The organism is Nocardia sp. NPDC051981, from assembly GCF_040680715.1.
Lineage (GTDB): Bacteria > Actinomycetota > Actinomycetes > Mycobacteriales > Mycobacteriaceae > Nocardia.
The window spans coordinates 228,207-239,238 of the sequence record NZ_JBFAXK010000002.1; the positions used below are offsets into that span (position 1 = coordinate 228,207).

Consider the following 11,032-nt stretch of genomic DNA (forward strand, 5'->3'; position numbering starts at 1 on the left):
CGAGTCAGGCTTCCATCCGGCTTTCGGCGTTTTCTCGTGATCCGCGCGATCTCGCTGGCGGGGAGTGCGATGACGCGGTGGCGTTGGCGCTCGCGGTGCCGGGGTGTCGGGCGGGCGGGGGATCTGGCGATTGTGCTCGCGGCGCAAGTGATTCCGCAGATCGGGTCGCTGCTGGCCGGCGGGGTCGTCGCCGATCGGTGGTCCAGGCGGGCGGTGTTGCTGGGGGCCAATCTGTTCCGATATCTGTTGCGCGCCGGGCAGTTGCGCGGGGTGTTCGGCGGATTCGTGCTGCTGGCCCTGGGTTTCAGGGCCGGTCTGCCGATGCTGCTGGGGTGTTCCTTCCCGGGGAGGGGTGGGTCAGCGCTCCCACTTGCCGGGGTTGAGGTGGAACTGGACCAGGGCGGTGGCGTGGCCGTGGCCCAGCTCGTGTTCGGTCTTCAGCCAGTTGACCAGGTCCTTGTGGCCGGTGCGGCCGGAGGCGGTCAGTGCGGTGAACCATTCGTCCACGGGGCGGCCGTATTTGGCCTCGATGGAGGGGAAGTACGAGGCCGGGCCGTGGGGCTTGGTGGTCGCCATGATCATCTCCTTGCGCTGTGGTGTCGAAGGGATCGACGGTGCGGCGCGGGCGAATTCATCGCGGTGTGACGCGGGTCACGCGGTGATGGCACGGCCTGCGGTGGCGGTGCGCTCGTTGACCAGGAGCAGGCCGGTGGCGGCTACGAGGGCGGCGGTCACGCCGTGGACGCCGAAGGCCGTGGCCGTCGAGCCGTCGTGGCGCAGGATGGTGAGCATGTCACCGGTCGGGATGGTGGCCATGACCAGCAGGACGATGCCCAGTGCGTACCGCTGGCGGGCGGCGAGCAGGGCCACGATGAGCAGCGCGCAGGCCGCATCGCGGACGCCCTTCACGTTCAGGAAGTCGGCGGCTTCGCCGGTGGGGGAAACCCGCATGCCGAAGGTGGGCGCCATGGCCTGTGGATCGACCAGGTAGCGGAAGCCGATGTAGCCGATGAAGCCCGCTCCGGCGACGGCGAGGCCGGTGGCGATGCGGGAGGTGAGGCGCGAGGGGATCATGTTCGGTGCTCCAAATTCTAGCGTCGCTAACTGATGAAGCTACGCTAACCCAATCGTCGGTAGCTTGTCTAGCGATGCTAGAGTTTTCTCATGAGCGTCATCCAAACCCGTAAGGAACGTGAGCGCGCCGAGCGCCGGCAGCGCATCGTCGACACCGCCCGCGAGATCGCCGAGACCGACGGCTGGGACGCGGTCACCGTGCGCAAGCTCGCCGAGCGCATCGAATACAGCCAGCCCGTCCTGTACAGCCATTTCGCGGGGAAGGACGCCATCGTGTCGGCCGTCGCCGAGGCGGGCTGCGCCGAATTCGGCGCGGTCGTCAAGCAACTGCGCGCGTCCGCCGCCACCCCGGAAGAGGCGCTGCGCGCGGTCGCCCAGGGCTTCCTCGACTTCGCCCGCGACAGCGCCGCCCTCTACGACGCCATGTTCCTGCTGCACACCGACCTGAAGTTCGGCCCCGAAGCGCCGCAGGCGTTGAAGGACGCCTTCGGCGAGCTGCTGCAGACCTTCGCCCCCTTCGCCCCGCCGCACGATCCCGAGACCTTCACCGAGGTCGGCTGGAGCAGCCTGCACGGGCTGGCCACCCTGGATCGCAGTGGCCGTCTGCGGCCCGGCTTCCGGGACCAGCGGCTGGAAATCCTGGTCGCGCAATGGGTTCGCGGTGACTGACCGCACGGTTATGCCACCACCGGCCGTGCCCGGCCTACCCTGAATTCATGGCTGACGCGGTGGTGGTCGGATCCGGGCCCAACGGGCTGGTGGCGGCGGTGATCCTGGCCCGGGCCGGGCTCGAGGTGGAGGTGTACGAGGCCTCCGAACACATCGGCGGCGGCTGCCGCACCGGCGAGGTGACCCTGCCGGGCTTCCACCACGACCTGTGCGCGGGCGCGCACCCCATGGCGGTGGCGTCCCCGGTCTTCCGGGCCTTCGATCTGAAGACGCACGGCGTCGAACTGCTCACCCCACAGGTTTCCTACGCGCATCCGCTCGACGGCGGGCACGCCGGTCTGGCCTGGCTCGATCTCGACCGCACCGCCGACGGCCTGGGGCGCGACGGCGGTTCCTGGCGGCGGCTGTTCGGCCCGCTGGTGCGCAAGTGGGAGGACCTGGTCGGGCTGGCCATGTCGGACCTGCGGCATCCGCCGATCGACCCGGCCGGCCTGCTGCACCTGGATCCTGGCATCGAACTGCGTTTCGCCCGCCGGCTGCTCGAACAGTCGACGCCGTTGTGGAACATGCGTTTTCGCGAGGACATTGCGCCCGCCCTGCTGACCGGCGTGGCCGCGCATGCCATCCGGCCCCCGCGCGGTGTGCCGGGCGCGGGCGTCGCGATGCTGCTCGGCACCCTGGCCCATGTGAGTGGCTGGCCGGTCCCGCGCGGCGGCAGCCAGGCCATCGTGGACGCGCTCGCCGATGATCTGAAAACCCATAGCGGCCGCATCTTCACCGGCCACCGCGTGGATTCCCTCGACGAATTCGACGAGGTCCGGGCCGTGCTGCTGGATGTCGCGCCCACCGAACTCCAGCGGATCGCGACCCTGCCCGCCCGATACAACTTCGCGCTCAACAGGTTCCGCTACGGCGGCGCGGCGTGCAAGGTGGACTTCGCGCTCGCCGGACCCGTCCCGTGGCAGGCGACCGGTTGTGATCGCGCCGGCACCCTGCACCTGGTCGGCACCCGCGCCGAGGCCGTCGCCGCCGAAAAGGCCGTGGCCGCAGGGCGGCACGCCGACCGCCCCTACGTGCTGGCCATCCAGCCCGGCGTCGTCGATCCGACCCGGGCCCCGGAGGGCAAGCACACCCTCTACACCTACGCCCACGTCCCCAACGGTTCCGCCGAGGATCTCACCGAGGCCGTCACCGCCCAGGTCGAACGCTTCGCCCCCGGCTTCCGCGACCTCGTTCTCGCCACCCATGTCCGCACGGCCGCCACCATGCCCGCCCACAACCCGAACTACATCGGCGGCGACATCTCGGCGGGCGCGATGACCTTGCGCCAGACCGTCTTCCGCCCCGCGCCCCGTTGGAATCCGTACGCGACCCCGCTGCCCGGGGTCTACCTGTGTTCCTCGGCCACCCCGCCCGGCCCGGGCGTGCACGGCATGAACGGCTACTTCGCCGCGCGCCACGCCCTGCGCACTGAATTCGACGTCCGCACCGACCCCCTCGAACTACTCACCGACCATTGGCGCATCTGATTGCTACGCTCCGGGGCATGGCCGGATATTCGGGCACGCCCCTGCCCCGCAAGCTCGGCATCAAGGCCGAGAGCCGGGTGCTGCTGGCCGGTGCGCCGGCGGGTTTCGAGCTGGGTGAACTGCCCGGCGGGGTCGAGGTGCATCGCCGGGCGGCCACCGGTCCCTACGACGTGATCCTCGGGTTCTGTCCGGATCGCGCCACCCTGACGCGCCGGTTCACCGGGTGGCGGCAGCGGCTGGCGGTCGACGGCGGCCTGTGGCTGGCCTGGCCCAAGAAGTCGAGCGGCGTGCCCACCGATCTCGGTGAGAACGCCGCTCGGGAATACGGTTTGGCTCACGGACTGGTCGACAACAAGGTCGCCGCCATCGACGAAACCTGGTCGGGATTGCGGTTCGTCATTCGCCTCGCCGATCGATAGGTGACAACTGATCGATCGATAGGTGACAACTGATTTCGTGCCGGTCGGGGTAACTCGTCGGGTACCCCCGAAATCGGTTGGGCTCCCAGCCGCCGGCACGGGTTCCCAACGGTCAACGGCGCCTGAGCCGTCCGCTAAAGGCTCGGGGAGGCGGGGGAGCTCGGGGAGGCGGGGGAGCTCGGGGAGGCGGGGGAGCTTGGGGAGGCGGGGGAGTGTGTCCTGTACAGGTCCGGCTCCAGGTAGATGACCCGGGCGGCCGGGACCTCGGCGCGCACCCGCGCCTCGGCGTCGTCGATCGCGGTGGCGATATCGGCGATCGTCAGGCCGGGCACGATGGAAACCTTTGCGGCCACCAGCATTTCCTCCGGACCCAGGTACTGGGTGCGCAGGTGGATGACCCGGTCGATGCGCCGGTCGTCGACCAGCGCGGTGCGGATCGCGGCGTCCTCCTCGGGCGTCGCGCCCTCGCCGATGAGCAGGCTCTGCATCTCGATGATGAGGATGACGGCGATGGCGCCGAGCAGCAGGCCGATGGCCAGGGTGCCCACGCCGTCCCACACCGGATCGCCGGTGATCATGGTCAGGCCGATGGCCACGAAGGCGAAGATCAGGCCGATCAGCGCGCCAGAGTCCTCCAGCAGCACCACCGGCAGCTCCGGATTGCGCGAGTTGCGGATGAACCGCCACCAGCTCGAATTGCCCTTGAGCGGCTTGGATTCCCGCATGGCCGTGATGAAGCTGAAGCCCTCCAGGCAGATGGCGAGGCCGAGGATGACGATCGCGACGATCGGATTGGACAGTTCCTCGGGATGCTGGATCTTGTGGATGCCCTCCCAGATCGCGTACAGCGAGCCGAGCGCGAAGATCACCAGCGCGACCACGAACGAATAGAAGTACCGGTTGCGCCCGTAACCGAACGGGTGCAGCTGGTCGGCCTCCTGTTCCGCGCGGCGCTGGCCGAGCAGCAGCAGCCCCTGGTTGGAGGTGTCGGCCACCGAGTGCACGGCCTCGGCCAGCATGGACGCCGATCCGGTGATCGCCGCGCCCACGAATTTGGCCACCGCGATACCGGCGTTCGCGCTCAGCGCCGCCAGGATGGCCTTCTTACCGCCGCCCGCAGACAATGAACCGCCCCTTCCCGAATCTATGTCCGTTTTGTCCTAAAACGCCTTTGACCGGGAGAGCCTACTAGAGCCCGGGGGTCACTCCTCGCCGACGGCCGCGCAGAACAGCTGCGCCGAGCCGTCCGCATCCCCGTCGCCATCCTCGTCCACCGCGATCGCCTGCGCGCGAATCCCGCCGTCGGTGGCCGAGATCCACGCCGCGCGCCCGCGTTCCACGATCAGCTCGTGATTGCCCTGGGACAGCTTCACCCGCCCGTGCGTGACCAGCGTGATCCCCGGCCCCGACTGCAGCACCGGTACCGGCTCGGCCCCCGCGGCCAGTTCGAAACGGCTGAGCGCGAATTCGGGCGCGGGCGTGTGGTAGCGGAACACACTGTCCGACACCCGCTCCGCGGTCACGACCGGCAGGTCCAGCGGCTCGAAGTCCAGCACCCGCAGCAGCTCCGGCACATCCACGTGCTTGGGCGTGAGCCCGCCGCGCAGCACATTGTCGGAGTTGGCCATGATCTCCACACCGACTCCGCGCAGGTACGCGTGCAGGTTCCCGGCGTCCAGGAACAGGCCCTCGCCCGGCTCCAGGGTGATGCGGTTGAGCAGCAGCGCCGCCAGCACCCCGGCGTCGCCGGGATACGCCTCGGCGAGCTCGAGCGCCGTGCGCACCTCGGCCACGAATTCCTTGCCGGCGCCGCCGCTTCGGGCCTCCGACAGATACCGCACGCAGCCGTCGAGCACCTTGGGCAGCAGCATGCTCAGACTGCCCTGCGGCAGCGCGATCCAGGTGGTGAACAGCGTGCGCAGCCCCGCCGAGTCGGGCTGGGCGGCAAGCAGTTCGGCGTACTGGCTCAGCTCCGGGACGTCCAGGGCATTGAGCAGTCGCACGGTCTGGCGCGGATCGCGGAATCCGGCCAGCGCCTCGAAACGGTGCAGCGCCACCACGAGTTCGGGCTTGTGGTTCTCGTCGCGGTAGTTGCGCATGGGGGAGTCGATGGCGACCCCGTTGTGGTTCTCCCGCGCGAACCCGGCCCGGGCCTGTTCGACGCTGGGGTGCGCCTGCAGCGAGAGCGGCTCCTCGGCGGCCAGGACCTTCAGCAGGAACGGCAGCTTTCCGCCGAATTCGCCCGACACCGGCCCGAGTTCGCGCTGCGGGTCGGCGCTGACCAGCTCCAGCAGGGATTCACTGTGCCCGTTGATCTGTACCCGCGCCGGATCGGCGGGATGCGCGCCGAACCAGAGTTCGGCCTCCGGGTGCGCGGAGGGGACCGGTCGTCCGCACAGCTGAGCGAGCGCGGTGCGCGAACCCCAAGCGTAGGAACGCAGCGCACCAACGAGTTCGTGCACTAGTAATTGCCCCCGTCGTAGCGTCCCGGTCCGTTGGCCGGGCGGGAACCGAGTAGTCGGAGATAGGCGGCCGCCATCTCCAGCCGAAGTGCGAGTACCGCAAGCTTTTCCAGCTCACCACCTTGGACAGCGGGCGCGGTCTGCCCCGCCGCCTCGGCGGCAACCGTGGCTGCGGCGGCCACCTCGGTGTCGATGGTGATCAGGTCGGTGTCGACCAGCCCGGCGTCGGAACCGAACACGGCCAGTCGCCGGCGCACCGTCACCTCGTCCGGATCGGCGCTCACCACGAACACCCGCACCTGCTCCACCGGCGCCGGCCCGTCCAGCTGCTCATCGTGGAACAGCGGATCGAATCCGGGGGCGGCCACCCCGGCGGTGGCGACCAACCGGCCGTGCGCCGCAACGGCTTCCGAGAGCGTGACCGCGGTGGCGGTCTGCCCGGCCGTGGCCAGCAGCACCTCGGCGCCGTGCTCGGCGAGCACGGTGGCGGCGCCGGAATCACCGGCCAGCACCAGGCGCTTGCGCTGCTGCATACGGGTGGCCAGGGTCTTGGCGGGATTGTGGAAGGCCTCGTGCTGCGGTCCGTCGCGCAGCGCCTCCTCGTCGAGCAGGTCTGCGAGAGCGTTCAATTCGGGCACCAGCGGCCCGATGCGGTGCGGGTCGATGGTGGTCAGCACGGCCAGGCCCGCGGCCAGATAGCGCAGCATGCGGTTGTGGTCGAGGACCCGCACCCGCGGCGCGAGAATGGTGGCGCGCCCGGCGGCGGCCGCCCGCATGGGACCCTCGTCCGGCGCGGCCACGACCACTTCGGCACCCCGTCGAAGTGCTCGGTCCACCGCTTCGGCCAGCCGCGGATCACCCGCGTCGTCGCCCGCCACCAGCACCACGTCCAGCGGCCCGACCCACGGCGGGATCGAAGTCGCCGGTACCAGCGGCATACTCGTGCGGTCACCGAGGGCAGCGATCAACAGCGCCGCCGCGCGTGCGGCGCGCCCGCTGCCCGATACCAGTACCAGACTGCGGGGCCGCAGATCGGTCAGCCGGGTCAGCGCATCTTCGGAAAGTGCCGCGGCGGTTGCCCTTACCTGGGCTCCCCCCGACGCGGCGGAGCGGAGTACACCCCCGGCGTCCGCCGCCTCCAGCGAGGCGACGTCATCGAGGTCGATTACCGGTGTCCCAGCGATCATCGGGCGTTGCCACCTCCCCTCATCGGGTCACCAGACGGTGAATCCAAGCTCTGTGATTCCACTATTCCAGTCAGGCGCGGACGATGCTCAGGATCTCGGTTACGAGTGCGTCTACTTCATCCTGCGATCGCGCTTCGACGTTGAGTCGCAGCAGCGGTTCGGTATTGGAGGCGCGGAGGTTGAACCAGGCGCCATCGGCCAGCTGCACGGTCACGCCGTCCAGCCGATCGACCGACTTCGCCCGCTTGCCGAACGCCTCGAGTACGGCCAGGGTCCGCTCCTGCGCATCCGCCACCGTCGAGTTGATCTCCCCGGAGGCCGCGTACGTCGCGTAGGCGGCGGCCAGTTCCGACATCGGCCGGTCCTTCTCGCCCAGCGCGGCCAGCACGTGCAGTGCCGCGAGCATGCCGGAGTCGGCGCCCCAGAAGTCGCGGAAGTAGTAGTGCGCCGAGTGCTCGCCGCCGAAGATCGCGCCGGTGGCCGCCATCTGCTGCTTGATGAACGAGTGGCCGACCCGGGTCCGCACCGGGGTGCCGCCGAGCTCGGTCACGAGCTCCGGCACCGCCCGGGAGGTGATCAGGTTGTGGATGACGGTCGCGCCCGGTTCCTTGGTCAGCTCGCGCTCGGCCACCAGGCCGGTGATGGCCGACGGCGAGACCGGGTCGCCCTTCTCGTCCACCACGAAGCAGCGGTCGGCGTCGCCGTCGAAGGCCAGGCCGAGGTCGGCGCCGGTCTTGCGGACGTGGTCCTGCAGATCCACCAGGTTCTTCGGATCCAGCGGATTGGCTTCGTGATTGGGGAAGCTGCCGTCGAGTTCGAAGAACAGCGGCTCGACCGTGTACTGCGGCAGCGTGCCCAGCACGGCGGGCACCGTGTAGCCGCCCATGCCGTTGCCGGCGTCCACCGCGATGCGCAGCGGGCGCGAACCGCTCAGGTCGACCAGCTTGTGCAGGAAGTCGGCGTAGGCCGAGAGCAGGTCCTCCCGGGTCTCGGTGCCGCGCGGTCCGTCGAAGGCCGGGACGCCCGCGACGACCTCCTCGGTGATGGTGGCCAGCCCGGTGTCCTGACCGACCGGCAGTGCTTTGGCGCGGCACAGCTTGATGCCGTTGTACTTGGCGGGATTGTGGCTGGCGGTGAACATGGCCCCGGGGCAGTCCAGGTGGCCGGAGGCGAAGTAGAGCTCGTCGGTGGAGGCCAGGCCGATGTGCACCACATCGAGTCCCTGGGCGAGCACGCCGTCGGCGAAGGCGGCGGCCAATTCCGGTGAGGAGTCGCGCATATCGTGACCGATGACGATGCGCCGGGCGCCGCCCTCGCCGCGCATCAGCCGGGCGAAGGAACCTGCGACATCCCGGACGAAGTCCGCGTCGATCTGTTCGCCGACAACTCCGCGAACGTCGTATGCCTTGATGACTGCTTGAACGGACTCGGCGGACCGGGCGACTGTCATGCGCACCACCCTAGTAGCTGACCGCGACAATGAGAGACTTCCCCCGACCCTTGCCAACCGGACAACTGATTTCGTGAGGCGAGGGTAACTCGCCGGGTACGTCCAAAAATTGGTGACGGCACTCAACCGCCGGCACGGGATGTCGATGGTTCACGGCTCTCAACCGTCCGCTGAAGGCGCGGGGAGGCGGGCTAGCCCGGCGGGTCCGGCAGCACGCGTAGATGGCCGCGTCTGCCGGTACGGCCCGCGCGGGTCGGGCGCTGCGGGGCGGGAGCGTAGTCGGGGTAGCCGCGCGGATCGGGTTCCGGTGTGCGGCGGCGCAATCCGGCCTCGCGGACGGCTTCGGCGAGCGCGGTGAGATCGTCGTCGTCCGGGGTCGAGGAGGAAAACCCGCCCTCGTGGCGGACCAACTCCCATCCCTTGGGCGCGGTGATCCGGGAAGCATGCGTTTCACACAGGTCCCAGGAATGTGGCTCCGCCACCGTGACCAGCGGACCCACGACTGCCATCGAGTCGGAGTACACATAGGTCAGCGTCGCGACGGCCGGGTTCTTGCAGCCTGGACGGCAGCAACGACGCATGGGGATCACGCCATGCAGGGTAACCCCCCTCACGCCCTCGTGGACACAGACACGCTCAATGAAGCCCGTCTCACTCGCGCCACGAGGGCCTTGGGTAGCTGTGCGCTTTCGTGCCGCGGGCGCGTCGCGACGGCCCCCGGAATGCGGTCCCCCGGTCTGCGGAACCCTGTCGCGGCGGGCCGCCGCACCGGCCGGGCGGCCCGGTGAGGCGGGTGCTCACACCCGCCGGGGGTAAGGGTTAGATTCAAGGTATGACCCGTTCACGTAAGAGGCGACCGCCCACCGCGCGGTCGGTCATCCGCCGCGGGCGGGGTGTGCGCGGGCCGATGCTGCCACCGACCGTGCCCGCCCGGCGCACCCGGGGCCAGGAGTTCGACCGTCTGGTGCTGGAGGCCTTCGCGCCGCTGGAGACCCGCTGGCACGAGCAGCTCACCAAGCTCGACATCGCCGTCGACGACGTGCCGAAAATCCGTCCGCTGCACCCGGATTCGGTTACCTGGCCGGAAGAGGTGGTGGCCGACGGCCCGGTGCCGCTGTCCCGCCTGATCCCGGCCGGTGTGGACCGCTACGGCATGGCCACCCGCGCCCGCGTCGTCTTGTTCCGCAAACCGTTGGAGCTTCGTGCCGGCGACCCCGACGACCTGGTCGACCTGCTGCGCGAGGTCCTCGTGCAACAGATCGCCACCTACCTGGGTGTGGAACCCGACATCATCGATCCCGACCCGGAGTAGCCGGATGCAACCGCATACCACGAACTACGTTTCGCAACAACTGATTTCGTAAGTTCGGGGTAACTCGCCGGGTACGTCCAAGGTGGTCTCGGCACCCAACCGCCGGCACGGGTTGCCAGCGCTCAACGGCTCCCAAGCCGCCCGCTGAAGGCTCGGAGAGGCGGGGGAGCGTCAGCTGATGCCCCGCTTCAGGCGGCGGCGCTCCCGCTCGGACAGTCCGCCCCAGATGCCGAAGCGCTCGTCGTTGGCCAGGGCGTATTCGAGGCACTCGTCGCGGACCTCGCAGCCCATGCAGATGCGCTTGGCCTCGCGGGTGGAGCCGCCCTTCTCCGGGAAGAACGCCTCCGGGTCGGTCTGGGCGCACAGCGCCCGTTCCTGCCACTGTTCGGCCTCGGTCATCATGCGACCGCCGCGCGAGAAAGTGTCGTACATATCCTCGGCACCGGTGACGATCAGGCTCAGCCGCGGCGGTTCGGGCTGGTAGGCGGTTCGCGCCCACTGTCCGCCCCCCGGTCGCGCAGTCGTCATCGGTTCACCCCCCTCGTATCCGTTCCGATCGTCGGCGCAGAAGTCAGGTGCTGCGCCAGTCGTGGAATCGGTTTGCGATACACCGCCCGGAATGCCCGACGGGGCCAGCTCTTCGGCCATCGCTCCGCCTCCTCACTGTGTGTTAGCGCAGAATGATTAATCCGTCGGAGCCGATCCCACCGACGGCCCAACACCGCGGCGTAGTCCCGCGGCCATCCCCGAGCTTGGCGTCACTCCGGTGCGAACGCCTGTTCGAAAACCCGTCCGCGCCTTGCACTCTCACGCGGACCCGGAATGACATGCCTGTGATTAGACACGCCGGGAGCGGCGATGGTCAAGCTGCCGAAGCGATTCCGTTACCATCTGCGACCCCGTCGGGAGGCGTTCCCGCAGTTCAAATAG

The 11,032-nt window shown here is 69.4% G+C and carries 12 protein-coding genes; 4 read left to right on the plus strand and 8 right to left on the minus strand.

The window, feature by feature from the left end; genetic code table 11:
• Positions 1-357: 357 nt before the first annotated feature.
• Positions 358-576, minus strand: a complete 219-nt coding sequence (locus AB0L60_RS04975) for a DUF4287 domain-containing protein (protein WP_364607404.1) — start codon at positions 574-576, stop codon at positions 358-360.
• A 75-nt stretch (positions 577-651) separates the two neighbouring features.
• Positions 652-1,074, minus strand: coding sequence for a DUF4267 domain-containing protein (locus tag AB0L60_RS04980; protein ID WP_364607407.1), 423 nt, complete (start codon positions 1,072-1,074; stop codon positions 652-654).
• Between the two features lie 90 nt (positions 1,075-1,164).
• Here AB0L60_RS04980 and AB0L60_RS04985 point away from each other — a divergent pair, with 90 nt between their 5' ends.
• The 3 genes from AB0L60_RS04985 to AB0L60_RS04995 are packed head-to-tail and all read left to right on the plus strand — an operon-like array spanning position 1,165 to position 3,691.
• The gene (locus AB0L60_RS04985; RefSeq protein WP_364607410.1) at positions 1,165-1,743 is read left to right on the plus strand and encodes a TetR/AcrR family transcriptional regulator; all 579 of its coding nucleotides are present in this window, start codon (positions 1,165-1,167) and stop codon (positions 1,741-1,743) included.
• Between the two features lie 47 nt (positions 1,744-1,790).
• Positions 1,791-3,272 carry an NAD(P)/FAD-dependent oxidoreductase gene (locus tag AB0L60_RS04990; RefSeq protein WP_364607413.1) on the plus strand — a complete coding sequence of 494 codons (1,482 nt, stop codon included), beginning with the start codon at positions 1,791-1,793 and terminating at the stop codon, positions 3,270-3,272.
• A gap of 17 nt (positions 3,273-3,289) precedes the next feature.
• Entirely contained in the window at positions 3,290-3,691 is a 402-nt protein-coding gene (locus tag AB0L60_RS04995) for a hypothetical protein (protein WP_364607416.1), read from the plus strand.
• 134 nt (positions 3,692-3,825) lie between these two features.
• Here the strand turns inward: AB0L60_RS04995 and AB0L60_RS05000 are convergent, their stop codons facing one another.
• From AB0L60_RS05000 to AB0L60_RS05020, 5 genes are all read right to left on the minus strand, one after another.
• Entirely contained in the window at positions 3,826-4,815 is a 990-nt protein-coding gene (locus tag AB0L60_RS05000) for a cation diffusion facilitator family transporter (protein WP_364607419.1), read from the minus strand.
• Positions 4,816-4,893: 78 nt separating this feature from the next.
• The gene (gene manA, locus AB0L60_RS05005) at positions 4,894-6,153 is read right to left on the minus strand and encodes a mannose-6-phosphate isomerase, class I (protein ID WP_364607422.1); all 1,260 of its coding nucleotides are present in this window, start codon (positions 6,151-6,153) and stop codon (positions 4,894-4,896) included.
• Positions 6,153-7,340, minus strand: coding sequence for a tobH protein (locus tag AB0L60_RS05010; protein ID WP_364607425.1), 1,188 nt, complete (start codon positions 7,338-7,340; stop codon positions 6,153-6,155). Before AB0L60_RS05010 ends, manA begins: the two co-directional genes overlap by 1 nt.
• Before the next feature lie 70 nt (positions 7,341-7,410).
• The gene (locus AB0L60_RS05015; protein ID WP_364607428.1) at positions 7,411-8,790 is read right to left on the minus strand and encodes a phosphomannomutase/phosphoglucomutase; all 1,380 of its coding nucleotides are present in this window, start codon (positions 8,788-8,790) and stop codon (positions 7,411-7,413) included.
• 191 nt (positions 8,791-8,981) lie between these two features.
• A complete protein-coding gene (locus tag AB0L60_RS05020) occupies positions 8,982-9,380 on the minus strand; it encodes a DUF3499 domain-containing protein (protein WP_364607431.1) in 399 nt (132 codons plus the stop codon).
• 242 nt (positions 9,381-9,622) lie between these two features.
• Here AB0L60_RS05020 and AB0L60_RS05025 point away from each other — a divergent pair, with 242 nt between their 5' ends.
• Complete coding sequence (locus AB0L60_RS05025; RefSeq protein WP_354833925.1) at positions 9,623-10,102, plus strand: metallopeptidase family protein; 480 nt, start codon at positions 9,623-9,625, stop codon at positions 10,100-10,102.
• 171 nt (positions 10,103-10,273) lie between these two features.
• Here AB0L60_RS05025 and AB0L60_RS05030 read toward each other — a convergent pair whose 3' ends face one another.
• Entirely contained in the window at positions 10,274-10,534 is a 261-nt protein-coding gene (locus AB0L60_RS05030; protein WP_354834123.1) for a WhiB family transcriptional regulator, read from the minus strand.
• Positions 10,535-11,032: the final 498 nt, after the last annotated feature.